Annotated in this window: 17 protein-coding genes and 2 pseudogenes; 5 read left to right on the top strand and 14 right to left on the bottom strand. The window is 64.0% G+C overall.

Annotation, left to right across the window (positions count from 1 at the left end):
• Positions 1-25: 25 nt before the first annotated feature.
• The 3 genes and pseudogenes from AC58X1_RS10380 to AC58X1_RS10370 all read left to right on the top strand — a co-directional run.
• Positions 26-1,318, top strand: coding sequence for an adenylosuccinate synthase (locus AC58X1_RS10380; RefSeq protein WP_103435853.1), 1,293 nt, complete (start codon positions 26-28; stop codon positions 1,316-1,318).
• A 519-nt stretch (positions 1,319-1,837) separates the two neighbouring features.
• Positions 1,838-2,530: pseudogene (locus AC58X1_RS10375) on the top strand (methyl-accepting chemotaxis protein); the annotation flags it as partial.
• Between the two features lie 390 nt (positions 2,531-2,920).
• Positions 2,921-3,436: pseudogene (locus AC58X1_RS10370) on the top strand (methyl-accepting chemotaxis protein); the annotation flags it as partial.
• Positions 3,437-3,538: 102 nt separating this feature from the next.
• Here AC58X1_RS10370 and AC58X1_RS10365 read toward each other — a convergent pair.
• The 14 genes from AC58X1_RS10365 to AC58X1_RS10300 form a co-directional block, all read right to left on the bottom strand.
• Positions 3,539-5,104, bottom strand: coding sequence for an ABC transporter permease (locus AC58X1_RS10365; RefSeq protein WP_101315921.1), 1,566 nt, complete (start codon positions 5,102-5,104; stop codon positions 3,539-3,541).
• Entirely contained in the window at positions 5,104-6,117 is a 1,014-nt protein-coding gene (locus tag AC58X1_RS10360) for an extracellular solute-binding protein (protein ID WP_101315923.1), read from the bottom strand. Before AC58X1_RS10360 ends, AC58X1_RS10365 begins: the two co-directional genes overlap by 1 nt.
• A gap of 135 nt (positions 6,118-6,252) precedes the next feature.
• The gene (locus AC58X1_RS10355) at positions 6,253-7,311 is read right to left on the bottom strand and encodes a glucuronyl hydrolase (protein WP_447736096.1); all 1,059 of its coding nucleotides are present in this window, start codon (positions 7,309-7,311) and stop codon (positions 6,253-6,255) included.
• Positions 7,295-8,473: an MFS transporter gene (locus AC58X1_RS10350; RefSeq protein WP_497428812.1), complete on the bottom strand. Its 1,179-nt coding sequence runs from the start codon at positions 8,471-8,473 to the stop codon at positions 7,295-7,297. The genes AC58X1_RS10355 and AC58X1_RS10350 overlap by 17 nt, the downstream gene beginning before the upstream one ends.
• Entirely contained in the window at positions 8,470-9,678 is a 1,209-nt protein-coding gene (locus AC58X1_RS10345) for an acyl-CoA dehydrogenase family protein (RefSeq protein ID WP_447736092.1), read from the bottom strand. Before AC58X1_RS10345 ends, AC58X1_RS10350 begins: the two co-directional genes overlap by 4 nt.
• Positions 9,679-9,681: 3 nt before the next feature.
• Positions 9,682-11,331 (bottom strand): class I adenylate-forming enzyme family protein, encoded by a 1,650-nt coding sequence (locus AC58X1_RS10340; RefSeq protein WP_447736090.1) that lies wholly within the window; start codon positions 11,329-11,331, stop codon positions 9,682-9,684.
• Complete coding sequence (locus AC58X1_RS10335) at positions 11,328-13,136, bottom strand: CoA transferase (protein WP_447736088.1); 1,809 nt, start codon at positions 13,134-13,136, stop codon at positions 11,328-11,330. Before AC58X1_RS10335 ends, AC58X1_RS10340 begins: the two co-directional genes overlap by 4 nt.
• 57 nt (positions 13,137-13,193) lie before the next feature.
• Entirely contained in the window at positions 13,194-13,466 is a 273-nt protein-coding gene (locus AC58X1_RS10330) for a MoaD/ThiS family protein (RefSeq protein ID WP_101315935.1), read from the bottom strand.
• Between the two features lie 53 nt (positions 13,467-13,519).
• Positions 13,520-13,930 (bottom strand): M67 family metallopeptidase, encoded by a 411-nt coding sequence (locus AC58X1_RS10325; RefSeq protein WP_150571127.1) that lies wholly within the window; start codon positions 13,928-13,930, stop codon positions 13,520-13,522.
• Between the two features lie 10 nt (positions 13,931-13,940).
• Complete coding sequence (gene moeB / locus AC58X1_RS10320) at positions 13,941-15,116, bottom strand: molybdopterin-synthase adenylyltransferase MoeB (RefSeq protein ID WP_150571128.1); 1,176 nt, start codon at positions 15,114-15,116, stop codon at positions 13,941-13,943.
• 178 nt (positions 15,117-15,294) lie between these two features.
• Positions 15,295-17,814 (bottom strand): prodigiosin MAP biosynthesis aminotransferase PigE, encoded by a 2,520-nt coding sequence (pigE, locus tag AC58X1_RS10315; RefSeq protein ID WP_497428811.1) that lies wholly within the window; start codon positions 17,812-17,814, stop codon positions 15,295-15,297.
• Positions 17,814-20,189: a decarboxylase gene (locus AC58X1_RS10310; RefSeq protein WP_497428810.1), complete on the bottom strand. Its 2,376-nt coding sequence runs from the start codon at positions 20,187-20,189 to the stop codon at positions 17,814-17,816. The genes pigE and AC58X1_RS10310 overlap by 1 nt, the downstream gene beginning before the upstream one ends.
• Positions 20,186-21,466, bottom strand: a complete 1,281-nt coding sequence (locus AC58X1_RS10305) for an MFS transporter (RefSeq protein ID WP_497428809.1) — start codon at positions 21,464-21,466, stop codon at positions 20,186-20,188. The genes AC58X1_RS10310 and AC58X1_RS10305 overlap by 4 nt, the downstream gene beginning before the upstream one ends.
• Before the next feature lie 4 nt (positions 21,467-21,470).
• Positions 21,471-22,514: a methyltransferase domain-containing protein gene (locus AC58X1_RS10300; RefSeq protein ID WP_497428808.1), complete on the bottom strand. Its 1,044-nt coding sequence runs from the start codon at positions 22,512-22,514 to the stop codon at positions 21,471-21,473.
• A 220-nt stretch (positions 22,515-22,734) separates the two neighbouring features.
• Here AC58X1_RS10300 and AC58X1_RS10295 point away from each other — a divergent pair, with 220 nt between their 5' ends.
• The gene (locus tag AC58X1_RS10295; protein WP_101315949.1) at positions 22,735-23,697 is read left to right on the top strand and encodes a helix-turn-helix domain-containing protein; all 963 of its coding nucleotides are present in this window, start codon (positions 22,735-22,737) and stop codon (positions 23,695-23,697) included.
• A 144-nt stretch (positions 23,698-23,841) separates the two neighbouring features.
• Positions 23,842-26,967 (top strand): TonB-dependent receptor domain-containing protein, encoded by a 3,126-nt coding sequence (locus AC58X1_RS10290; protein WP_312388283.1) that lies wholly within the window; start codon positions 23,842-23,844, stop codon positions 26,965-26,967.

Here is a 26,967-nt window from a genome sequence, read left to right as displayed (position 1 = left end):
GTTTGCGTGAATGAGGACAAGTGTTATGGGTAAGAATGTCGTCGTCCTGGGCACCCAATGGGGTGATGAGGGCAAAGGCAAGATCGTTGATCTGCTGACCGAACATGCTGCCGCCGTAGTGCGCTACCAGGGCGGTCACAACGCCGGCCACACGCTGGTGATCAACGGTGAAAAAACCGTGCTGCACCTGATTCCGTCGGGCATCCTGCGCGAAGGCGTGCAGTGCCTGATCGGCAACGGTGTAGTGGTTGCACCGGACGCCTTGATGCGGGAAATCACCAAGCTCGAAGAGAAGGGTGTACCGGTGCGTGAGCGCCTGCGCATCAGCCCGGCTGCACCGCTGATCCTGTCCTACCACGTAGCGCTGGACCAGGCTCGCGAGAAGGCCCGTGGCGAAGCCAAGATCGGTACCACCGGTCGTGGTATCGGCCCGGCCTACGAAGACAAGGTCGCTCGTCGTGGCCTGCGCATCGGTGACCTGTTCCACCGTGAGCGCTTCGCTGCCAAGCTCGGTGAGCTGCTGGACTACCACAACTTCCAGCTGGTCAATTACTACAAAGAGCCGGCCATCGACTTCCAGCAGACCCTGGACGAGTGCATGGCCTACGCCGAGCAGCTCAAGCCGATGATGCTCGACGTCACCGCCGAGCTGCACAACCTGCGTCGCGCTGGCAAGGACATCATGTTCGAAGGCGCCCAGGGCTCGTTGCTGGACATCGACCACGGTACCTACCCGTACGTGACCAGCTCCAACACCACCGCCGGCGGCATCTCCACCGGTTCCGGCGTTGGCCCGATGTACCTGGATTACATCCTCGGCATCACCAAGGCGTACACCACCCGTGTCGGTTCCGGTCCGTTCCCGACCGAACTGTTCGATGACACTGGCGCAACCCTGGCCAAGCGTGGCCACGAGTTCGGCTCGACCACCGGCCGTGCCCGTCGTTGCGGCTGGTTCGATGCGGTCATCCTGCGTCGCGCCATCGACGTCAACAGCATCTCGGGCATCTGCCTGACCAAGCTGGACGTGCTCGACGGTCTTGAAACCATCAACATCTGTGTGGGTTACAAGAACGAGAACGGCGCAGTACTCGAAGCGCCTTCCGACGCCGACAGCTACATCGGCCTGGAGCCGGTGTACGAAGAAATGCCGGGTTGGAGCGAGTCGACCCTGGGCGCCAAGACCCTCGAAGAGCTGCCAGAAGCGGCGCGCGCTTACATCAAGCGCATCGAGGAGCTGACCGGCGCGCCGATCGATATCATTTCGACCGGCCCGGATCGCAACGAGACCATCGTGCTGCGTCATCCGTTTGCCTGATTAGCCTGCCAGGCTGATCCAGCGCCGCGTTCCCGCAAGGGAGCGCGGCGTTTTTTTTACACACGTTGTATCGTCGGTGAATAAACTTGGCGTTTATGCCTGCTGCGACGGCACAACCCTTGCTGTAAGAATGCCCTTGTCGATGCCATCAAAATAGTGGCGCCAGAAACACGAGGGTTCACCGTGTCTGCCATTCTTTCATTGTTACGAAGCCGCCTGTTGCGGCCTGTGTTTGTTGCCTTGGGTATCGCCCTTTTGGTGCAGGTGCTGGTGGCCGTTGCGCTGACCCGGAGCACAGTGACGGCCCTTGAGGCTGATCTTGGCGAGCGTCTGGGCAGCGATAGCCGCAAGCTTGCGGGTGAACTGGAATTGGCCGGGCAGGACGTCCGCGCCGGCCTTGAAGGCCTCTCCAGCAGCACTCGGCAGCGTTTGAGCAGCGGTTTGTCGACGCGCCTGCAAAGCGAACAGCAGCAATTGCGCGCCACCCTGGAGAAGAACCTCAAGGACTCGGCCAACGACATGGCCGAGTTGCTCGCCTCGGTTGCCCCGCGAGCGATCTGGGACAACGACGTGCCGGTGCTCTCCGACTTTGCCCGCCGTGCCCAGCGCAATCCCAATGTATTGTTCGTGATCTATGACGATGCTCAGGGCCAGCACCTGACGCGCTACCTCAACCGGCAAAACCCGATCAACCAGGCGCTGATGGACAAAGGCGAGGGTGAGCGGGCACTGGACAAAGTGCTCAACGCTGCGCGCAAGGACCCTTCGGTGTACTTCGTCGAAGCACCGATCAGCCCCAACGGTGCCGAGATCGGCAAGGTGCTGATGGGCGTTTCCACCGCATCCGTCGAACAGGAACTGAAGGCCCTCGATGCACGCTTCGCGGCATTGATCGGCAGCAGCGAGCAGTTGGTCGGCGACAGCCTCGGGGCGGCCGCCGCAGACAGCGGCAAGGCCCTGCGTGCGCGTCTGGAAGCTGCGCAGAACAGCGCCACCGCGATGCAGGCCAACACCGCCGAAACCGTCCGCGATGCGGCCGCCGAGCTGCGCTGGCGGATTGGCCTGGGCCTGGTGCTGGTGGGGCTTGGCGTACTGCTGGTAGTGGCAGTGGTACTCGGCCGGCGGGTGGTCAACAAGCTGCGCCTGCTGATTGCGGCACTCAATGACCTGGCTGCGGGCGACGGTGACCTGACCAAACGGGTCAGCCTCGACAGCCGTGATGAAATCGGCGACATGGCGGCAGCGGTCAACCGCTTTGTCGACAAGCTGCAGCCGATCGTCCGCGAGGCGGGTGAAGTCGCCCAGCGCACCGGCGTCGAAATCGGTGTCATGACCCAGCGCAGCGCCGGTGCCGACGCTGCCGCAGCCTTGCAGCGTGACGCAGTGGCGGCCAGCTTGCGCGACCTGTCCGGCATGGCCGACGAAGCCCAGGCCGAGAGCCATGCGATGCAGGCTGCCTTGCAGCAGGTGGTCGACATCCGCCAGGCCACTGACGAAAACAGCCGCACCTCGACCCAGCTTGCTGGCTTGATCGAAAACCTTGCGGGCCAGGTCGATGCCGGCTCGCAGGTGATCGAGCGGCTGGCCAAGCAGAGCGAACAGATCGAGGTAGTGCTGACGGTAATCCACGGCATTGCCGAGCAAACCAACCTGCTCGCCCTCAACGCGGCAATCGAGGCCGCCCGCGCCGGCGAGACCGGGCGTGGCTTTGCGGTGGTGGCCGACGAGGTGCGGGCGCTGGCGAGCAAGACCCAGAGTTCGACCGGGGACATTCAGGCGCATATCGTTGCCCTGCAGCAAGGCGCCAAGCAGGCGGTGGCAACCATTAGCCAGGCCGGGCGCCAGGCCAGCGAAGGCTTGCTGGTGCTGCGCGATAACGAACGCCGCCAGCAATCGGTGCAGGCCGCCGTCGAACAAGTGCATGCGGCGATTGGCCTGGCGACCCGTGCTGCCGAGCAGCAGGCACACGGTGCGCAAGCGGTACGCGGCAGGGTCGAGACGATTCATGCCCAGGCCGAGCGCTCGGCCGAGGTGGTGATGCAGACGACCGCCAGCGGCAAGGTGCTGGATGATCTGGCGGCGCAGCTGCGCGCCAGCCTTGGCCAGTTCCGGGCGTAAGAGTCATCCCTTTCAAGGTGTTCTGAAGCTGCACGTGTAGTGAGATCGTCGGGGGCGCGCAGCGGCCCCAGCAAACTCACGACAAGCGCAATTTCAGAAACCTCAGGCCCGGTTCAGGTACATCCGCGTGGTCAGCAGATACACCGGCAGGCCTGATACTACGATCAACAGCGCGGCATAGGGCGCCGCCGCGGCGAACTCGACGTTGGCGGTGTGGGCCCACACTTCAGTTGCCAGGGTGGTCATTCCGGTCGGGCTGAGCAACAGGGTCGCGGTCAGCTCTTTCATGGCATCCAGGAACACCAGCGCAAAGGCCGCTGCCAGCGCCGGGAAGATGATCGGCAGAGTCACCCGGCAAAACGCGCTGAAGCTGCTCGCACCCAAGGTCCGGGCCGCCTCTTCAAGCGTCGGCGAGGCCTTGTTCAGCGCCGTGCGCACCGGCGCCTGGGCCAGAGGCAGGAACAGCAAGGCATACGCCAGCAGCAACAACGCCGTGGTCTGGTACAGCGCCGGCACGTAGTGCAGGGCAAAGAACACCAGCGTCAGGGCAATCACCAGGCCCGGCAGGGCATGCAGCAGGTACGGTAGGCGCTCGGCCCAGATCGCCAGGCGGCCCTTGTAGCGCACCACCAGGAAACTGATCGGCAGTGCCAGCACGACGCAGAACCCGGCGCCGCCCAGCGACACCGACAGCGAGGTGAGCAGCGCCTGGCTGATCTCGCCCACAGGAAACGCTGCCGACGAGCCGACACTCAGCCAGTAGCCGAGCATCGCCAGTGGAATACCACTACCGAGCACCGCCAACGCCAGGCAGAACAACTGGCCGACAGCCGTGAAGCTGCCCAGCTTGATCGGCTGCGCCCGCCGCGCCACACCCTGGCCAATGCGCACATGGCGCGCCTTGCCGCGCACGCGCAGCTCCAGCGTGAGCATGATCAGGCACAGCGCCAGCAGCACTGCCGAGAGCATCGCCGCGTTGGCGTTGCTGAACTCCAGTTCGAACTGCTGATAGATCGCCGTGGTGAAGGTCTGCAGGCCAAGAATCGACAGGGCACCGAACTCGACCAGCATGTGCAGCGCGATCAGCAAGGCGCCACCGAGCATCGCCGGCCACAGCAGCGGCAGGGTGACCTTGCGATACACCCCCCAGCGGCTGCAGCCGAGGGTCCTCGCCGACTCTTCTAGCGAGCTGTCGACATTGCGCAAGGTCGCCGCAACCGGCAAGAAGATCAGCGGGTACTTGGACAGTGCCATGATCATGATTGCCCCGCCCAGGCCCTCGAAGTCCGAGCTCAGCGATACCCAGGTAAAGCTGCTGACAAACGACGGCACGGCAAACGGCAGGCACAGCACCACGCCCCACATGCGCCGCCCTGGCAGGTCACTGCGCTCCAGCAGCCAGGCCAGGGCCAGGCCGAGCACCATGCACACGGCGGTGACTCCAACCATCAGCAGCAGGGTATTGCGCAGCAAGCCCCATACGAACGGCCGCCAAAGCAGATGCAATGCCTCCTGCCAGCCGGCTTCCCAGGCTTTCATGGCGACGTACAGCAACGGCAGCAAGCTCATCGCCACCAGAAACAGAACCGGCAGCAGCACCCAGATCGATGGGCGCTTGCGGCGAGGCACGAAACGCGCCTGGGCCGCTTGGGGCAGGGCGGCAGTCATCAGAGCAGACCGACCTCACGTTCCAGCTCCAGCGCTTCCTCGGCATTGCCCAGGTCGGCGGGGGTGATCTGCGGCGGGCGCAGCTCTTCGAACGGCTTCAGGCCGCGGTCCGAGACCATGCCTTTGTGCAGCGGGTATTCGGCGGTGGTCTGGGTGATCACGCGCTGGCCTTCTTCGCTGGCCATCCAGTTGAGCAGTGCCTGGGCTTCCTTGGGATGCTTGCTGGCTTTCACCGCGGCAGCGCCCGAAATGGTCACCAGGCCGCCGGCATCGCCATCGGCCAGGTAGTACAGCTTGGAGTCGAGCTTGCCGCGCTCGCGCTCAAGCGCGTACCAGTAGTAGTTGTTGACCAGCACCGCGGCGACTTCGCCTTTTTCCACGGCCTTCAACGCGACCATGTTGTTGGTGTAGGTCTTGCCGAACGCCTTGAGGCCGGTCAGCCATTCTTCGGCCGCTTCACGGCCGTGCATTTTCAGGATGGCGACCGCCTGCTCCTGGAACGCGCCGCTGGTGGGCACGAAGCCGACGCGACCGTCCCACTCAGGGTCAGCGAAGTCCATGACCGATTGCGGCAGGTCTTTTTCGTCGATTTTCTTCGGGTTGAACACCACCACGCGGGTGCGCGCAGTCACGCCCATCCAGGTGCCGTTGCTGGCCACGTATTCCTTGGGCAGCATGTTCAGGGTGGCGTCGTCGATCTTGGCCAGCAGGCCGAGCTCGCCGAGGTTGTTCAGCGGTGGCGACTCTTCGGTATAGATGACATCGGCGGGCGAGCGGTCGCCTTCTTCGATGATCTGGCTGGCAAGCTGGTTGCTGCTGCCCTTGCGGATATTGATATGGATGCCGGTCTTGGCCTCGTAGGCCTTGGCGATGGCTTCGCCGATTTCCTTGTGCTGACCGTTGTACAGGGTCAGGCTGACCGGCGCGTCTGCCATGGCGGCCGGTGCGCCAATCACCAGGCTCAGAACAGCGGCGGCCAGGGTGCGCATCAGCGGTTGCGGACGGATCGTCATGCGGGTACTTCCTCGCTTACGGCTACATATTTGGAAACAATGGTAAACGAAATCGTTTCTCATGTGGCCGAGTGACGAGAAATTCATGGGCGGTCTAGCGGCTGACCAGCGCTGCGCACCCCGCTCCGGTGGTACTCACCAACCGGCAATGCCGCCGCGTAGTGCCAACACCTGATCCTGAGCGATCAGCGCTTCTAGCAGAAAATAGCTCGCACAGGCTGATTCGACCAGTTGCTCCTGATCTGGCCCGATTCGGTACAAGTGGCCGACGAAGCAGCCCTGCTGCACCGGAGCGGACAGCAGCGTGGCAAGTTGCCGGCAGGCCTGCTCGCGCCAGTGGTTCAACCCCGGCAGGCACTGCCACAAGCGCAGCAGCGCCAGCGACGCAATCGCTACCGCGCAGGGGTCGGCCTCTTCGGCCTTGAGCGTGCCCTGGCCGGCAGCCTGGCCCCAGCGCCGGATCCAGTACTCACAGGCCTCGCGTGCCGGCTCGGCATAAGCCCCGCCGTATAAGCCGACCGCTTCTGCCAGACCTAGCATGGCCCAGGCCTGCCCACGCGCCCACTGCCCGGCCGGGCCCTGCACGACCCAGCCTTCGGCGTGCCAGCGGGCATGGCTGGCCCACGCGCCAGACCGGGTCCGCAACGTGCGCAGGCACAACTGCAGGTGGCTGCGGGCCATGGCCATCTGCTCGGGATCGCGCTGCAGGTGCATCAGCGCCAGGGTTGGTGCCAAGGCGTCGATATCCAGGCTCAGCTGGCCTTTGTCGCCTGCGCCCATGCCGGGGCCCAGCGGCCAGCCGCCGAGGTCTGGGCGATAATCCCGGGCCAGGGTATTTGCCGCGCGGCAAGCCAACTGGTGTGCGTCGTTGGCTGCGCTCAGGCGGCCGCCAAGCGCGGCGCCGTACCAGAATACGAAACTGCGATTGACGCTCGGTTCGTCCAGTTGAGCGGCCAGTTGCCGGCTCCAGAACGAGGCCTGGTCGAAGTCCTCACTAAGCTCGGTGAGTGCCGCACGGCGCCACCACAGCGCCGCCCAGAAGCCGCCAAGCCAGGAGCCGCGGCGGGACAGCTTCCACTGTTTTTCCCGCGCCAGGCGGTACAGTGGAAATTGCTCGCCGCACTGGCGTGAAACCGCCTCCAGCTGCTTGAGCAGTGCGTTGATCGTGGCGTGGCGTTTACGCTGTTCCGGCATGCTTGCAGGCCTCCTCGGCACGGCGCGCACGGTACAGGCTGCGGCACAGCGCAGCCCCTGCGCAGAGGGCGACGAGCAGCAACGACCACGCTGCAGAAAAACCACCTGGCTGGCGCAGCAGCAGGCCGAATAGCGGTGGGCCGAGCGCGATACCGCCAAAGAACCCCAGCGACAGCATGCCTGCGCTGCTCGCTGCAGCGCCGAAACGTGGCTCGCGCAACAACATGCTCATCGCCACCGCGTTGCTCGCCACCAGGCTCAGGCCCATACCGCTCACGCCTGCCCACAGCGGCCAGTGGCGCCCCGCTGTGGCCTGCTGCATGACCAACAGCGTGACCAGGGCAAATAGGAACAGCCCGCCCAACAGCACTGTTTCGTCCTTCAGGCCAGCGGCCAGTGGGGTCAACAGCAAGCGCGAAAGGATGCCCATCAGACCAAACACACTGACCATCAGGCCGATGGCGGCAGGATCGACGCCAAGGCTGTTGGCATACACCCCGAAATAGCTGATGAAACCCGACAGGCACAGCCCGGCGCAGGCCTGAATCGCCATCAGCCGCAGCAGCCAGCCGTTGGTTCTGATCAGGCGCAGCGGTGGTTTTGGCCCTGCCGCCGGCGGCGGGATGCGCAAGGGCACCAGCAGCGCCAGCAATACGGCCAGCGGCACCCAGCAGGCCAGTGCCAGACGCCAGCCGAGCCAGGCGCTGAGGGGCGGCAAGGCCAGCCCGGCGATCAGCGCCGATGCCTGCACGCCAGCCTGCTTGAGGCCCACCAGCGTGGCCTTGGGTGCATTGGCAGTGAGGGCGATGGCCTGGTTGGTAGCGGGGTTGGCCAGCGCCTGGGCAATGCCACAGAACAGCAGCGCGATGACCACGCCAGTGAAGCCAGGCAGCACCGCCATCAGGCTGAACGACAGCGCCACCAGCAGGAACAGCGCCATCAAACCTGCGCGCGAACCGATCCGCTGCACCAGCGTGCCAGCCCATGGCGACAGCACTGCCGCCAGGCCAAAGGCACTGGTGGTCAGCCAGCCCAACTGATCACGGCCGATACCGAGTTCGGCGATCAATTGTGGTCCGAGCACGCCGAGGGCGTAGAACACCATCATCGGCAGGCCCATGGCGCAGATCAACAGAACGGCCAGTGGCGCGTGCTTGCTCATGGCGCCACCTTGTCCAGGCTCAGCGACGGCGAGCGGTAGTCGAAAGTACGACCCGGCGCGGTAGCGCTGAGCAGGTCGCGGCCGAGGTTGCTGATCAGCGCGTCGTCGGTGCCATCAAGGATGTGGGTCGTGCGCGCACAGCGATAGATCCCGGATAAAGGCGACAAGTCACTGAGGCCCTCGGCGCCCATGATCTGCACTGCCGAATCGACCGCAGCGGACAGTGCCTCGGATGCCGCCAGCTTGGCCAGGTTGACCTCGATGGCATTGGCCTGGCCACGATCGAACTTGTCGGCAGCATCTTCGAGCAGGCCACGGGCCGCAGCGATATCGCGAAACACCCGGTAGACCCGCGCGCGCACCAGCTGCTTGTCGGCCAAGCGCGCCAGCTCGCCGCGGGGCGAATGCACCCGCTTGCAGAGGTCGTCGAAACAGCGCTGGGCCAGGCCCAGCCAATGCGCAGCGCGCAGCAGGCGGCCAAGGCCGAGCCGCTGTTGCATCAGCGCGATGCCCTGGCCGGCTTCCCCGAGCACATGCTCAGGCTCGACGCGCACGTCCTTGAACAGCAATTCGCCCTGGCCTTGCTGACGCCCAAGCAGGGCCAGCGGGCGCACCCACTCGAAGCCTGGGCTGTCGGTGGCGACCAGCAGCATCGACAGCGACTGCTTCAGCGGGCCATCGGCAGTGCGCGCGATAACAGTGGCGAAGTCGGCCCGGCCGGCCCGGCAGATGAACCACTTGCGGGCGTTCAGCGTCCAGTGATCGCCCTGCCACTGGGCGTGGCTGGTCATGGTTGCCGGGATCGAGCCGATGCTGTCCGGCTCGGACATAGCGTAACACGGCACCCGCTCACCGCGCAGCAACGGCAGCAGATAGCGTTCGCGTAGCTCGGCGTTGGCATGGCGGCTGAGCATGTAGGCGTCGAGGCTGGCATCGCCGCCCAGAATCGCCGGCGCGAACTCGCTGCGGCCCTCTTCAGCTGCGATGGGCAGATACTCGCGCAGGGTCAGCGGCCGTCGACCATCAGCGTGCGGGTAGAAATTACCGAATACCCCGGCGGCCTTGGCTTGGTCCTGCAGGCTGGCTGCGAGCGTGGCGGCGGCCGCATTACAGGCGCCCAGTTCAAGCTCGCGCGGCAGAATGTGCTGCTCGACGAAGCTGCGTACGCGCGGCGCGAGTTGCAGCTGGTCAGGATTGATTGGCATGGCTCAGCCCACCTGCCGTACGGGTTCGGTGAGCCCAGCGGCATCTTCGGCAAGCGCGCGCTTGTCGATCTTGCCGGCAGGGGTCAGTGGTAGATGGCGGTAAAAGCGCAGGTACTCTGGGAGCTTGTTGACCTCCAGGCCCTGCTCGCGCAAAAAGCTGCTGATGTCAGCCAGGGCGAAGCGCGGCGCACCGTCGCGCAGGGTTACGCACACGCACACGCGCTGCCCCAGGTCGCGGTCTGGCACCGCCACGCAGGCCACGGTGACCACATCAGGGTGAGCCATGACCAGGCCTTCGATCTGTACCGGGCTGATGTTGGCGCCGCCGCGGATGATGATGTCTTTCTTGCGCCCTGCCAGCACCAAGTAGCCCTGGGGGTCGATAAAGCCGAGGTCGCCAGTCTTGACCCAACCCTCCGCATCCCGGTAGCGCTCGTCGAGCTCGGGTGCGTTGACGTACTGCATCGGGCTCAGCGGTCCGCGCGCGGTGATCTCGCCGACATCGCCCTGGGGCAGCTCATGGCCGAGGTCGTCGACAATGCGAATTTCACATACCGCAGGGTTCGGTTTGCCAACGCTGCCCAGCACCACCTCAATGGGGTCGTCGAGGGTGTTGTGGCAGTTCACGCCGTCGGCCGAGCCATACAGGCTGATGAAGCCGCAGCCAAAGTTTTCCGTGCAGCGCAGCACCGTCGCTTCATCGATCAGCGAGCCACCGCAGATCAATCCGCGCAGGCTGGACTTGTCGATGTTGGCCAGGGCGGGGTCGGCGGCAATTCGCTGAAGCATGGTCGGCACGCCGAGAATGAAGCTTGGGCGCAGTTGCTCGATCGCCTTGATCGCTTCAGTGACGTCGAAGCGTGGTAGCACCACCAGCGATCCGCCCAGCCAGCTCAGTACACCAAAGGTTGCGGTCGAGCCGAATGACGAACCCAGCGGAACCAGGTACAGCCCGCGAAATGCCGCGCCGTCGTCGCTGATACGTTGCAAAAACCGGCCGCGGCCTCCCACCAGCGCATTGTGTGAATAGGCTACCAGCTTGGGTTCTGACTCGGTGCCGGATGACACCAGCAAGCGTACCGGCGAGTCTGGGCAAACTGCGCACAGGCTGGCCAGCGCCAATGGCGGCTGGGCGAGCAGCGCGTCCAGCGTCGACCACCCGGCGCGCGGCGCGCCATCGACGATCAACACCCGCAACGAGAGCAGGGTCGGGCGCAGCGACTCGATCACTTCGCACAGGTCGATGTCGGCATAGCTCTGCGGCACGATCACTGCACGCGCATCACAACGGCGCACCATGGCCTGGATATCGAGCTTGCCGCGTCCTGGCGGGAACGGCGCGACAATGGCGCCCAGCGCGGCCACCGCCAGGTCAATGGCACAGCAGCGCCAGCTGTTACTCAGCTGATAGGCGACCACGTCGCCGGCGACGATGCCCGCCTGGCGCAAGCTGTTGGCCAGGCGCAGGGCGGCGTCGAGCAGTGCGGCATAGCTGATGTTGCCCTCTGGCGACAACACGGCAGCTTTGTCAGGTGCTTGCGCAACCCGCGCGCGGAACAGGCTGAATACATCCTGATTGGGGTAGCTGCCGTCTTCAGCCCAGCGGCGGCGGGTATGCAAAGGGACCAGGTCGATGATGCCGGCAGTATTCATGTGAAACTCCACGGAGATTGGACAGATCGATAGGCGCGTTGGCCCAGGCTTGGCGCCAGGCGCGGATCGGCAGCGAGTACGGCAAGGTCTTGATGGGCGATGCTGGCGGGGACGCCTGCTTGTTGGCAGGCATCCAGCCAGTCTTCGCCGCTGGCGTCAGCCAAGCGCTGCGGCAGGTGCCGTGGATCAGGCTCGGCACCCAGCACTTGGGTCAACGCCTGGTACTGCTGGCGGGTCTGGCAGTCGATCGCGAGCAAGCCATCGGCGGTGGCGAACACACCTTGCAGCAGGCTTGTCGCAAGCGCGCCGCTGTCGCGGTCGAGCAGCAGGTCGGCAGCGCCTAGCAGAGAGCTGTGCAACTGGCTGCCGTGGCCATGCAGCTCACGTTCGAGCAGCGCGGCGCAGATCCCTTGGGCGCTGATGACTCCGCCGAGGACATCGAGTGCGGTAAACAGCGTACCGCCCCGTGTGCCGGAAGCGCTGGCAACGCGTGCTGCCACCCCTGACCAGGCTTGCACGGTGAAGTCGGTGCCCGGCGCGTCGACCTGCGCTGCACCCCAGCCGCCGGCATAGGCGTGTATCAGAGACGGTTGGCTGGCATGCAGGTCAGTTGCATCCAAGGCCAGCTCGGCAGCCTTGCCCGGGGCCCAGTTGTGCAGGAATACGTCGGCGTCGGCGCACAGTGCATGGATCTGCGCACGGCCTTGAGCCGACTTGATATCCACTTCAATCACCTGCTTGCGATGGTTGAGGGCATCGAAGCGCACCGAGCAGCCGTCGGCGCAGGGCGGCATGCTGCGCAGTGGATCACCGCCTGGCGGTTCGAGACGGATCACTTCAGCGCCAAGCAGCGTCAGCAGATGGCCGGCCAGCGGGCCTTGGATCCGGCGGCACGACTCCAGCACCCGAATGCCTTGTAGCGGCAGCGTGGCGGGTGCCTGGCGTGGGCCGGGCACGGCGGCGGGGCCGTGCTGCATCTGCCAGGGCGCAGCCGCACTGGCCGGGTAATCGGCATCGGCGTAGCGCTGCGCCGGGCTGCGCAGCACCACCAGCGCCACGCCGCAGTCTGCCGCCATCGCCTGAATACGGGCCAGCGGCAGCCGTGCCAGGGCGTCCAGGCACTCGGCCGGCATCGGCGCGACCGCGCGGGCATAGCGCAACAGAAACTGCTGCCAGGCCCGACCGGCAATCGCATCGCTGACCTGCAGTGCAGTCCAGAAACGGCGCCACGGTTGGCTGTCGAGGGTTTCCAGCTCGAACAGCACACCCTCGGCGGAAACGAACGGTGGCCGGGCAAGGGCGTCATCCTGGCCTGGCAGCAGCTGTTCTGCCTCGTCGGCAGCGGTTGCGCCGGCGAGGTACTGGCCGATGCTGAGCAGGGCGCCGCCGGCCGGGGCCAAGCTGACATCAGTGAAGGCGCCGCCGCGCAGTTGGCCAACGGCGGCGGCCAGAGTGCCTTGCCAGGCCAGTGCGGCGTTGATGCTGGCGAGGTAATTCACGCCCAGAGCCTGCGGCCTGCCACTGGCGCGGCCGTGCACCGACATGAGACCACAGGCGGCCTGGAGCGTGAACTCGGTAGACAGCTCCAGAGGCAAGGCGGGCAAGCCCACCAGGCGGGTCTGGAGCGGACGTAGATCGGAATGCAGCAGTTGCAGCGCCGGGCTGTCAGGCTCGGCCTGGCTGTCCTGATGGCGCAGGCCCAGGCACTCACCGTGGCGCGCCAGTGCCGCGCTCAGGCTCTGCCACGCGGGCAGGCAGGCGCCGCTGCGCCAGGCGAAGCCGCCTTGTTGCAGAATACGGGACATGTAGGGGTTACCTTGGAGTAGGGCGGTGGTGCCAGGGACTGCGTGCTGGGGCCGATTTCAGCCGCCGGCCACGGCCGGCAGCACGGTAAGGCGGTCGCCTGCGGCGATCACTGTGGCGAGGCCGTCGGCGAAGCGGATGTCGTCATCGTTGACGTAGATATTGACGAAGCGGTGCACCTGGTCGTCGTGCACCAGGCGTCCCTTGATGCCTGGGTAACGTTGGTCGAGCTGGTCGATCAGCTGGCGCACTGTCTCGCCTTGCGCTTCGACTTTTTTCTGGCCTTCGGTAAGGGGACGCAGCAGGGTTGGGACCATGACTGAAACCGACATGTGACTCTCCTTGAAAGGGTGCTGTTGGGTCAGCCATGTGTGGCTGACCGGGTTCATTCCTGGATGGCCAGGTGTTCTTCGAAAACCCGCCCGGCGACGATGCGAAAGCTGCGCAGTGCGTGCCTGGCTGCGGGCCAGGTCGAGACGATCAGGTAGTGCAGCTCAGGGTCGCTGGCGTGGGCGATGTCATCGCGGCTCGGCCAGGCTTCGCTGGCCGTGTGCGAGTGGTAGATCACCCGGCATTCCTCATCACGCTCGTCGAGTTCGCTCCAGACCCGCAGTTGCTCGCGCGAGTCGAAGCTGAACCAGGTCGGCGAGGCCGCCTGATTGCGCATCGCGACAACGCGATGGGCCAGCGCCGAGCCGCTGGCGGCAGCGACCAGGCCGCAAGCCTCGAGCGGGTGTTCGGCAGCGGCGTGGCGGCGGATCTGCTCCAACGCCTCGCGGGTAATGCACAGTGGCATGGCTGCGCCCTCAGTAGCTCGGCAGCGCCGGGTCGACTTCGCGCACCCAGGCCAGTACGCCACCGTCTAGATTGCGCACCTTGTCCAGCCCCAGCTTGCGCAGGTCACTGGACACCGCCTGCGAGCGCACCCCCGATTTGCAGGTGACCACCAGGTCAGTGTCGCGGCCAAAACGCTCGACGATCTGTGCGGCCAGCTCGGCGGTCTTGGGCATCAGCAGGGCGCCGTCGATGTGCACGATGTCCCACTCGGTCTGTTCGCGCACGTCGATGATCACCGGTGCCTTGCCGGCGTCCTTGAGCGACTTCAGTTGCAGGCTGCTGATCAGCGGCACGCTGTAGTCGTGATCAGGCTTTGCCTGACCAAGACCACAGAACGCCTGGTAGTCGCTCAGGGCGGTGACCGCCTGGCGATCACGCAGCGGTCGGATGCGCAGTTCGCGATAGCTCATCTCCAGCGCGTCGTAGACCATCAGGCGGCCCAGCAGCGGCTCGCCGATACCGGTCAGCAGCTTGATCGCCTCAGTACTCATGATTGACGCGATGGCTGCGCAGAGCACGCCGAGCACGCCGCCTTCGGCGCAGGAAGGTGCCAGCTCGGGCGGTGGAGGCGCTGGATACAGGTCGCGGTAGTTGAGCCCACGGCCGTCCGGGGCATCCTCCCAGAACACCGAGGCCTGGCCTTCGAAGCGGAAGATCGAACCCCATACGTAGGGTTTGTTGGCCAGGATGCAGGCATCGTTGACCAGATAGCGCGTGGCGAAGTTGTCGGTACCATCGAGGATCAGGTCATAGCGCGAGAACAACTCGACGGCCATCTCAGGTTCGAGCCGGTCATTGTGGGCAATGACCTTGACCAGCGGGTTGAGCCGGGCAATCGCCTGGCGGGCGCTCTCGACCTTGAGCTCGCCGATGCTGTCGACGGTGTGAATCACCTGGCGTTGCAGGTTGGATTCGTCGACCCGGTCGAAATCGATCACGCCCAGGGTGCCAATGCCGGCAGCAGCCAGATAGAGCAGAGTCGGCGAGCCCAGGCCGCCGGCACCGATCACCAGCACCTTGGCGTTTTTCAAGCGGCGCTGGCCGATCACTCCGAGGTTGGGGATCAGCAGATGACGGCTGTAGCGGTTGATTTCTTCACGCGTGAGCTCGGCACCGGGCTCGACCAGCGGCGGTAGGGTGGTCATATCGCTTTCTTCCATTCAGTAGATACGAACTGGAACCATTTTCAATTGTGTCGGAGGTGGATTCAATCCACTCAAGGAGGGCTTTTGTATGAGCCTGGGTGAAAAACCTATGCAGAGTGCTGAAGCGCTGCGGCGGCCGCCTGCGCACCTGCTGTGCACTGCGGCCGCCGCGCCTGATTCATGACTCGAAGGTCGCCAGGTCGGCGCAGCTGCTGGCAAACGCCTGCAGGAAACCCTCTGCTTCAGCCATGCTCAATACCAGCGGAGGCTGGATGCGCATCACCCGGTTGTTGTTGGCGGTGACGAAGGTGAGGATGCCGTGTTCCTCTGAGAGTTTGGTCATCAGGCGCAGTACGAACATGTCTTCCAGGCTCTGCTCGAGCTCGACCATGGCCGCCTGCAGATGCTGGCGAGCCTTGCTCGAAAGCATGCGGTAGGTGGCCGCCGGCTGCCCCGGAATCCGCCCTGCCATCTCCCTGACCAGTGCCTCGATGGCGCCGCTCATGTCGTTGTGAAACTCGATCGCCAGCATCAGCCCGCGGCCGCGCACCGCCTTGATGAACGGGTAGCGCGCGGCCACCTGCTGCAAGCCTTGCTGCAGGTGCGCGCCGACCCGTGCGGCATTGCCGGTGAGGTCCTCCTGCTCGTGCACATCCAGCGCCGCCAGTGCCGCGGCTGCCGCGAAGTTGTTGCCGCCGAAGGTCGAGGTGTGCAGGGCGAAGGTATCGATGTCGCCATAGGCGCGGCGCCACACCGCCGCGCTGGCCAACGTCGCGCCGATCGGGACGAGGCCGCCGGACAGCGACTTGGACAGCACCATGATGTCTGGCGCAGTAGCCTCCCAGTCGCAGGCGAAACGTTTGCCGGTGCGGCCCAGACCGGTCTGGATCTCGTCCAGAATCCACAGGCAGTCGAACTCGTCGCACAGTGCACGCACCCCGGCCAGATAACCCTCAGGCGGCAGGATCACGCCCCCTTCACCCTGAATCGGCTCACAGATGAAGGCCGCGACGTCGCCCTTGGCCAGCCGTTCGCGCAGGGCTGGCAGGTCACCGAACGGCAGGCTGTCGCAACGTGGCAACAACGGTTCGAACGGCGTACGGTGCTTGGCCCGGCCGGTCACTGACAGCGCGCCGAGGGTCTTGCCGTGGTAGCCGTTGTCGCAATACACCACGCAGCGCTTGTCGCTGGCTGCCAGGGCCAGCTTGAGCGCGGCCTCGACCGCCTCGGTGCCGGAGTTGCTGAAAAACACCCGGCGCAAATCGCCGGGCGCGAGCTCAGCAAGGCGCTTGGCCAGCAGGCTGGTGTGCAGCGGCGCCGACGAGTACTGGATGAAGGTTGGGAACTGCTCTTGCAGATAGCGCTGCAGAGCCTGGCTGATCGCTGGATGGTTGTGTCCCGCATTGAGGCAGCCGTAGCCGGCGACGAAGTCCAGGTAGCGGCGACCGTCCAGGTCGGTCAGCCAGCAGCCTTCGCCGTGGCTGAACACCCGTTCGATGTGGTTGAACCGATAGAACTCACGCAGCACCGGATTGATGTGTTCGCCAAAGCTGTTGAGCACTTCCCGGCGCAGGCTCAGTGGGTCATCGCGGCTGTCACTGGCGCGCACCGGCCGCTGGCCATGATGGTGGCGGCGCAGGCGAGCGAAGTCATCGACGCCGAGGGATTCGCCGTCGCTGGCCATCGGCGAAGGCGTGAAGCCATGACGCGCGGCGATCTCGCCGATTTCGAGGACCTTGTCCACCGGCAGCTCGCGACCAATCGAGAACGCTTCGGCGCGGCCTTCGAGGGCAAGGATAATGGTTTCGGCCAGGCAGCCGTTCATGCTGCGTTTGGGCTCAAGGCCCATGGTGCGCATGCCTAGATGCACCGCCTGGCTGGCCGAGACCAGACCGCCGTCGACCAGCAGAATGTCGCTGCGGGAATGGGCAACGGTCATGACGTCCTTGGGCAGTGCGGCATCGATCACCACGGAGCCTGGCAGCAGCCGACGCGGGTCGATCAGGCCACCGCTGGAGGTCGCTGCCACGTAGAAACGCACATTCGCATAGCAGTCTTCGACGCTGTCATGCAGGCTGACCTGGGCGTGGTAGCGGGCCGGCAGGAACTCCAACTGTGCCTGTGCCTGGCGCGGGCTACCGCGGTGCACCAGGCGCAACCGGCAGCCTTGCTCGGCAAGCAGGCGTGCCACGGCCAGGGCGATCGAACCGGGGTAGCCGAGGATCGCCACTTCGGCGTTCTCGGTGGCTACGCCGACCAGTTCGAGGCTGTCCAGCAGATTGATGTAGGCGGCGTAGGCAGTCAGCGAATTACCGGTAGTGACAGCTACGTCGGCCTGCTCCATGGTGGCTACGCCGCGGTTGCCGACAATCGCTGTGAAGCCGCCCAGGCCAACCAGCTCGGCGCCTTCGGCCTTGAGCGTATTGACCCCCTGCAGCACCCGTTCGGCGATGGCGCGGGGCTGGCGTAGCATCTGCTCGGCGGTCAATGGCATGAACTGGAGGATCCCCGAGCACTCGGCACCGCTGGCGCTGACGATGCGGCCGAAGTCGACGAACGGCACCAGGTTGCGCTGGCGCCAGCGTGCGCTGCTGTAGCCCCAGGCTTGTTCGCCCAAGGTACGTTCAAGCATGTCGACCAGCTTGACCTGATGCAGCAGGCCGGTGGAGGTGGGGTGAGCAATGAATCCGAATTTCATCAGAGGGTCTCTGTGTTGAGGCGGCTCCAGGCCGTTTCGGAGACCAGGCTCAAGCCATCGCCCTCCGAATTGTGGCCAAGCCAGACGTCGAAGAAGTTGAGCCGGCCAGGGGTGGTGAGGGCCTGGCGCAGGGTGGTCGGGCAGAACTGCAGGAGGCGAGCGCGGCACACGCTGATAGGGCCGAAAGCCTGCTCCTGCCAGAGTGGGCCGTCGGCAACCGGCACATTGACCTGAGCGGCGCCGTGGCAGGCGTAGCGTTTATCCAGGTAGGTCTGGATCATCGACAGCACACCATTGGCCAGGTACATCACGGTGACGTTGCGTTGGCTGCCATCGGCGCTGCTGGCCAAGGACATTGCCAGGCGCTGTTCGATGTCCGGCACCAGTGCCCGCGCGCCGTCGCCGATGAAGGCGAGCACGTGCTGGCGGTTATTGACGGCGATGTAGGGTAGCGACATCAACGCATCGCCCATCAATGCCCGGCCGTACCAACCGGAAAAGCCAGCATCGGTGCGGGGCAGGTTGCGCATCGCCGAGATGCTGCAGCGACCGACGTCATACACGCCGGTGTAGCGATAACCGTCTGCCTCGATCAGTTCGGCCAGCAGCTGGCCAAGCCGGTGAAAGAAGAAGTTCGGCGTCATCGGCAAGGTTTCGATCTGGTCGCTTGGCAGCGCCTCACGGGTGCGTTGCAGCTGTTGCAGGCGCTCGCGCCGGGCCTTGAGCAGCGCTGGCGGGACTGCCAGGTGCTGTTCCAGATAATCAAGCAGGGTGGTCAGCGGCAGGTCCACCGCCAGCTCGGTGAAAGGCGCAATGTGCTCGCGGCGCCGGTTGACCTGAGCGATGTGGAACAGGCGCTTGAGGCGGCCCTCGGAGTAGGGCGTGGCTGACTGGTCGATCTTGCTTTTGATGAAAAACAGCCAGGGCTTGCCATGCTCGGTCTCGGGTTGTTCGAGGAAGGCATGGATGCGCCGGCTGAAGCCGTACATCGACAGCGGGCCAAGATAGTTGAGCACCGGCTCCTGATCGGCATAGGCGGTGACGCTGCCAGGCGCGATGATGCTGTCGGCCAGCGCGATGCCACTGCGTTGGGCCAGGGCCATGACCCGCTGGCGCTCGCACTCGGTCAGCCTGCCGCACTGCCAGAGGATGCCTGCGGGTTCGTTGTTGAGTACCTCGAGCACCTGCGCCAGGGCCGCCTGCTGGCCAGGGTCAAGCGATTGTGCAGGCGTTGCAGTAGCTGCCAGGTGTTGCTGTGGGCCGGTGTCGACTCGCGATTCGAGTACCGCCTGGGTGGCGAACAGGAAGGTCGGCGCGGGTTGCCCGTCAAGCGCGGCAAAGGCGGCCTCAACGCAGCTGCGCGATTGCTCCGGGCGCTGGATGAAACGCTGCCACAGGCCGCGTGCGGCAATCACCTGATGACCGTCGTTGTCGTTGTCCACAGTGCCTTGGAAGGCGTACCAGACGCTTGCCGCCGAGTCGGCGCAGATCACCAGCCCCGGCGCCCCGGCACGCTTGAGGTTGGCCAGCGTGCCGCGCATCTCGTCGAGCATCCCCGAGGTCATCACGATCACGTAGGCACGTCGGTACAGTTGCCAGCCGGCCATGGCGCTGACGGCCAGGGCGTGCTCGTTGCTGGCGGTATGGAAACCACAGCCACTACCCTTGAGCAGCGCGCCCATGGAGTCGATGAAGCCTGCAACCATGGAACCGGTGAAGAAGTGGCAGTCCCATTGCCCGGTCCAGCGTGCGTTCATGCGTTGCTGGATATCCCGGGCCAGTGCCACCGGTTCATTCGATTGCAGTGTGGTGCGGGCCAGCAGGCGGTTGAAGTAGGCGTGTTCAAGGTGATCGACAAACAGCCGCAACAGATCAGCCCGGCGCAGCGCCTGGTCGGCGTGTGGCACCCTCAGCAGGCGGTTGCCGCCAAGCCGGTTGAGCCAGTGGCCAAGATCGTCTGCGTTACACAGCAGCAGCGCAGAGCTGGGCGAACGTTTGGCTTGGGGCTGGGCTGCGAGCAGTTCGAGCAATGGGTCGCTGGCTGGTTGCGGCGCCAGCTGGCGCGTATCGAACAGCACATAATCGCTGTCGCTGGCATGCTCGCTGTGCAGGGCCGAGCGTGCCGCCTCGGCATTGCCGAATACCTGCAGATCCAGATACAAGCCATGGCTCTCGGCATGCTCGCGAACGTACGCCTGAGCCTGCTCGGCGACCTGCCGGTACAGGCACTGTGGGTCGTTGTCCGGCCATGACTGGCTGGCGGCGGGAGTCTCGTGGCCTAGCCAGTGGTTGAGCCGATCCAGCACAGCTTGCACATCGTCGCGCAGCGCGCTGTCGCCGCTGACCAGGCAGATGCCGACGGTTTGCTGCTTCATGCTTTGCCCTCGCTGATGCAGCGAGCCAGGCCCGCTGCGGTGTGACGCTCGCTCGCCAGCACAGCGGCGGTGCTGCCGGCGATGCTGTGACGCACTCGCCAGGCCAGCAGCAGCGCCACCAGCAGACCTGCGCTGAGGCAGGCCAGCATGCCGTGCTGGCCCAGCCGATCAAGCAGCAGCCCGGCGGCAACCGGCACAGCCAGACGGCTGATGACAAACAGGCTGGACTGCAGGCCGTAGTCGCTGGCGGTGTTGCCGCGACGGCTGAAGCACAGGGTCAGGCCGAACATCAGCGCGGACACCGCGCCCATGCTTGCCGCGAGCAGCAGCACGCTGGCGGTCAGCCAGGCAGGCCCCAGTCGCAGCCATACGCTGACGGTCAACAGCAGCAGCGCCAGCAGGGCGGCGAGCAGGTAGCACAGGATCGCCCGGGCCGTGCCAAGCACCGGTATCAGCCGGCCAAACAGCAGGCTCGATATGGCGCCCGTGGCGCCGCCGGCGATTCCCACCAGCCAGGCTACCTGTTCCATGGCCATGCCCTGATCAAGCATCAACGGCTTGAGGTACAGCCAGGCGGCGCCGATGAACGGGAACGCGCTGAGCAACACCCAGCTCCATTGGCGTGCACCGGGCTGAGCGAAGAAACTCATCCACTCGGCGACCAGGCCAGGTGGCTCGACAGGTTCGCTGGTAGCCGCCTGTGCCCGTTTGCGCAAGACCAGCAATGGCAGCATGCCCAGTACCAACGCAGCGGCCATCAACAGAAACGGCGCCTGCCAGCCCAGCCGGGACTGAACCAGCAACATCGCGCCACCACCTACGATCGCGCCGATGAACAATGCCGCCGAGCGAATGCTGCCGGCGCGCAGCTGTTCGCTGCGTGGCAGCCACTGCACGGCCAGGGCGTTCAGCGGGATGTCCATCCAGGTGGCGATGATGCTGATGGCGAAGGTCATGGTGAACAGCGCCAGACGCTGTTCGATCAGGTCATGCCGACCAATCAGCCAATACAGGGCCAGCAGCAGGGCGCCGAGCAACAGCATCCAGTGCACCAAATGTCCGTTGCCCAAGCGCACCCGCTGTACCGGTACGGCGAGCAGGAACTTGAACACTGCCGGCAGCCCAGCCAGTTGAAACAGGCCGATCTCGGTGCCACTCCAGCCGTACTGGCGCATTACCAGCGGCATGCCGAACATCAGGTAGATGCTGGGCACCGCCAGTGCCAGGTTGAGCCAGCCAAACAGCAGTTGCAGGCCGGCGATTCGAGTGCGATTCATCACGTTATCCCAGAGGTCTGCGTGCGATGACGGCGTTCACCGGGGTGACCGGAAAACGCAGCCCGTTGAGTTGCTGTACCGCGCTGAAGCCTGCGCCCTGAAGCAGTTGCGCCATTTCACCCTCGGCCAGTACGTGGCGCCCTTGCAGGCGCATGTGCAGGTAGTACGGCAGGACCTGCGCTGCCGCAGCGCGCTCGCTGGGCACCTCGGCCTGGCAGCACACCAGCAGCCCGCCGGGGCGCAGGGCGGCGTGCAGGCGGCGCAACATGGCGGGCAGGTTGTGGACAAAGTGCAGCACCGACGAGCACCAGATCAGGTCGAAGCCGCTGCCGATGTCGTCGTCGTTGAGGTCGCCGCCAAGCGCCTGCAAACGCTCGCCAAGCCCGGCGCGCTGGATGTTGTCGTCCGCCACGGCGGCCGCCTCGGGGTACTCGAAGACCACTCCGGTCAGGTTCGGCAAGCGTTCGGCGAGTGCGATGGCGACCAGCCCCGGCCCCCCGCCGAGGTCGAGCACACGTTCCAACTGGGCGCATTCGGGCAGGCGCTCGATCAGCGCGCAGGCCAACTCGGTGGTGACTGCGCGTTGCTCCTGAGCGATCTGCAGGCGAGCGGCGTTGGCCCAACTGCGAGCGATCGCCTGTGGGCTGGCGGACGGCGTCGCCATACCGCTGCGCAGGTAGTCGCCGAGCTGGCTGCCGGTCTGGCGCAGTACCTGATGGCGGAACAGCAGGGCATCGCCGCAGTAGTCGTCGGCCTCGGCCCGCAGGTGGCGTTCGGCGGTGGGCAGGTTGCGATACAGCGCAGGCTGCTGCTCGTTGCGCTCGAGCAGGCCCTGGCACCACAGCAGCTCCAGCAGATAACTGGTGGCTTGCTGGTCCAGTGCCAGCGCCTCTGCCGTGTGCCGGGCACTGGTGAACTGGCGCAACTGGTCGAACACGCCGTACTCAAGGGCTACCCGCAGGGCATCGGCGCCAAGGCCGCCCAGTTGCAGGTCCCAGCAGGCCTGGAGGGGGTGACTGCTACGCAGATCCTGGTAGTTGCAAGTCATCGTTCACCCGCTGGGTTGCTCAGGTGTACGCGGCAGCAGTGTGGCTTCGCAGATTGAGGCACGGTAACTCCCTGTAGTGGCCGCTTGTATGAAACGAAACAAGGCATGGCCGAATCACTGATAAAGGTGATATATATTAAATGAGAATCATTCAGTATAAGTATGCGAGTCGGAGCCGTTCCTATGCGACGCGAGCTCGCGGACCTTCAGGGAAGTCAGCATGAGCACATTGAAAGGGAGTTGCCGTCTCGGTCTGGATCAAGCGCGCGAGCGCAGCGTGTTGGCTGATGGGCGCCTGCGCATGCAGCTGAGCGAGGACCTTGGCCAGTGCCACTCCGAGCTGTTGCAGTTGGAGCGGGGCCTGTCACTGGGGCGCTTGCATTACCACCCGCTGCGCCCCTTGATCGAAGAGACCTGCGGCCCGCATGACGGCCATGTGATGGTGGTGACGATTGGCTTGCAGGGTAAATCGGGGTTCACTGGCAAGGATGGCAACCACCTCGCTTTCGAGGCTGGCCACACCACCATCACGGCGTTCAAGGCGACCCCCGGCGAGCGCCGCTATCAGGCCAATCAAACCGCCTCGCAGCTGCGCCTGGTGATCGATGAGCAGACCCTGTGCAAGTACGTCGGCGAGGAGCGGGCGGCGCAGGTGCTGGGTACCGGGCATCTGCATCGCCTCGACTTTCGCCCAAGCTCGCAAGCCGCGCAGGCGCATGCCGCGGCGTTGGTGCGCTACCTGCAGCCAGGCCTGCTGAACCCGGCCAACCGCCTTGATCTGCACATCCATACGCTGAGTCTGTTGGCCGAACAGTTCAATCTGCTGGCGCCGCAGGACAGCATCAGCTCGGCGCTGAGCAGCAGCGACGTCGAGCGCATCGAGCGTGCGCGCAACCTGCTCTGCGAGCAGTTGCATCAGCCTCTGACGGTCGAGTACTTGGCCACGGCGGTGGGGATGAACGAGCACAAGCTCAAGGAGGGTTTTCGTCACCTGTTCGACTCGACCCCGGCGCGCATGCTCCTGGACATGCGCATGCGCAAGGCGATGACCCTGCTCGAGTCCGGCCAGCAAGTGGCCCAGGCCGCCTGGCAGGTGGGCTACAAATATCCGAACAATTTCACCGTGGCTTTTACCCGCTACTTCGGCCGGGCGCCGAAGTCGATTTTCGGCAAGAAGCGCTAGCGACGTGGTCGGGCTGTGCGCATAGGTTTTTGTTGTTTTCGCATATCAATCTAAACGAGATTCATTTGCATTTATCGTTATTATCACTGCGCCGCGAGTCAGCGGCCATGAAACTGCCATGTCACGATAAATACAGGTCTCGCCATGTCTTTGCTCACCCCACCGCCATCGCCAATGCGCCTCAAGCCATTGGCGTGGTCGATCCTGCTGACACTGTCCAGCCCCGCAGCGCTGGGCGAGGAAAACGCCCCAGGAGCTCAGGCGCCCGCGCCGAATATGGGCGCCATCGAGATCGAGCTGCCGGCAGGTTTCGAGGATGAGCTGAGCAGGCCAGGTACTTCGCAGCAGGGCCTGCAGGTGCTGGAGGCGTTGGAGGTCAAAGGTGAATGGGAGGACCAGACCGAGAAGGGCGAGAACGACGTTTACCGCAAGGACGTCTCCAACGTTTATGTCGGCAAGGAAGACATCGAGCGCTACAAGGGCACCAGTGTTGGTGACCTGTTCAAAGGCTTGAATGGCGTCTACAGCGGCGAGTCACGCAACAGCGGCGCGCTTGATCCGAACATTCGCGGCATCCAGGGCGAAGGGCGGATCCCGGTTACCGTGGATGGTACCGAGCAATCGACCTCTGTGTGGCTGGGCTCGGCAGGGGTCTCCAACCGCAACTACGTCGATCCGAACATGATCGGCGGCATCTCGGTGGAGAAAGGGCCATCGCTGACCGCTGGGGTCAAGAGTGGCATCGGTGGCTCGGTGGAGATCCGCACGCTGGACGCCGAGGATATCGTCCGGCCAGGCGAGACCTACGGGCTCGAGCTCAAGAGCGAAACCGCAAGCAATTCGGTAGCGCCCAATGAAGACGGCATGCGCAGCTTCGGCCGCGACTACCGCGATATCGAAGGCGCGTATACCGGCGGCACTTCCGTTTATTTCGCCAATGGCGGCGGTACCCGTTACACCCCGCATACCGACTCCCGGTCGGATGACTTCGACTTCGAGGACAATGCCTACCGCATTGCCGCCGCGACCCGCCAGGACAATTTCGACCTGCTTGGCGCTTACAGCTATCGCAAAAAGGGGAACTATTTCAGCGGCAAGAAGGGCAGCAAGCGTTACGAATCCGAAAGCGGTTATGAGGGCGTTACAGCGGAGAATGCGCCGGTAGTGGGCGACACCTCCGCCAACTACCTGGCCAGCTTCTACAACCCGGGTGGCGAGGTAGCGGGCACGTCCAACGAGATGCGCACCACGCTGCTCAAGGGTACGCTGTACTTGCCTGATGAGCAGCGCATCAAACTCTCTTACATGCACAGCGATCTCGAGTTTGGCGAAACCATCCCTTACATGATCAACGAGGTCATCAAGCAGGTCCCCAGTGGCAGCAATTTTGGGTTTCAGCTGCCGTACAGTGAAGTCAAGCAAGACACGTTTTCAATCAATTACAGCTGGAGCCCTGAAGATAATCGCTGGGTCGACCTCCAGGCTGGTTTCTGGCTGACCAAGAGTGACTCCAAGCGCTACCAGAATGGCGAGCAGATATATGCCATCAATGGTATTGACGGTAGGGGCGATGCCGCCTGGGACAACTATGTGCAGTGTCGCTACAGTCTGTTCGGCTGCAATGGCGATAGCGCCATGCCGGACAAGTTAGCCAACACCGACGGGCGCTTCAACTTGTTCTCGCGCGCGCTGCAAGTGACCCAGCACGACCGTTGGGGGGTGACACTGGGTAATAAAATGCAATTGACAGACAGTTGGATGCTGACGCTGTCCGGGGACTTCAGCAAAGAAAAGCTGGAGCAGGGCAACAATCTCGATCAAGAGAGTGGTGGTGTGGTTGCCTACGCCATCAACTACTTGGGGCCGCGCGGCGGCAGGCGGGAGCAGTATAACTTTAGTTTTAATAACGAGTGGGCTGCAACGCCGTGGTTGACGTTTACGGCGGGGGCGCGTTACAGCGATTACAACTCGTTCGATACGACGCTGGATGAGAATCGCAAAGGGCAAGTTGAAGGTTGGGGTGTTAACAGTTATCAGACCATCCGTGACTTTGGATATGTCAAGCTGCTCAGCGACGAAGAGGCCAAAAATTATGAAGCCTCGGTGAGGGACATGGTGGAGAGTTGGGGGTTGGACAACCCAGCTGAAATTGAGGAAGCTGTTGCCGGCGAACTGGCGAATGCTACTGTAGATGGAGTTTATTACGGTCCCGTCGAGGTGGCGCAGGTTCCGCTCAAAGGCACGCGGTTGGACAGCAGTGCAAATCCATTCACCAACGGCACCATTAACTTTAGTGAACAGGTAGCCAATGCTCAAGGCAGTGGCCGCACGGTTGCCCGTTATTTGAAAGCACCCTCAAGTGGTGGGGTATACCAGCAGATACCCGAGGATGAGCGTTGGGCCAAGCCGAAGAAACGCAGAGACAGCGCTTGGGCGCCGATGGCAGGGGTGACCCTCAAGCTGAGTGACAGTGCCAGGGTGTACGCAAGGTATGTCGAGTTCATTCGCTTTCCCACAATCTACGAAGACACTCAAGCGTTCTCGGGTAGCCGTTCAAGCATCACATCCAATCAGCCGAGTCCAGAACATGCGTATAACTGGGAAGTCGGTTACGTTCAGGACCTGCTAGGGTTTGTACCCGAGTGGAGGAACGCGGATTTTCGCATCAATTATTACAAGAGTGAGATCAAGGATTATATCGACAGGGATTTTTCCTACAATATTATCCAGTACGAAAAAAAGCTGCTGTCAGGCATCGAGTTGCAAACACGCTTTGATACCGGTAAGTATTTCAGCAGTTTTGGTGCCAGCTATCGACTGGATCAGCGCCTGTGCGACAAAGACATGGCCAGCACCGTTGATCCCTATTATGGGCGGGTCAAGGAGTGTGTAACCGGTGGCTTCCCGACGACGTTCTCCAGGACCAGCTTGCAGCCTCACTATTCTTTGAACCTGGACAGCGGCATGCGCCTGTTCGATGAGCGCCTGGAGATCGGCGCACGCATGGTCTATCACAGCAGCGCGAAGAACAAGGAAGAGGCTAAGTGGATCAAGCAGAATCTTGATATGGTCAAAGGCATCAATCAGCCTTACGAGTGGCACCCTATTTGGGTATTCGATACGTATGCGACGCTGCATATCAATAAGAATATTGATGTCGACTTTGGCGTCAACAATATAACCAATCGATATTATCTTGACCCGTTGGCGCGCACGGTCATGCCAGCGCCCGGGCGCACGCTCAAGATGGGGCTGACTGCACGTTTCTAG

The sequence above is a fragment of the Pseudomonas sp. PGPR N4 genome (genome assembly GCF_059693665.1).
The sequence above is the reverse complement of the archived record's forward strand: the minus strand, read 5'-3'. Positions and strand labels throughout refer to the sequence as shown.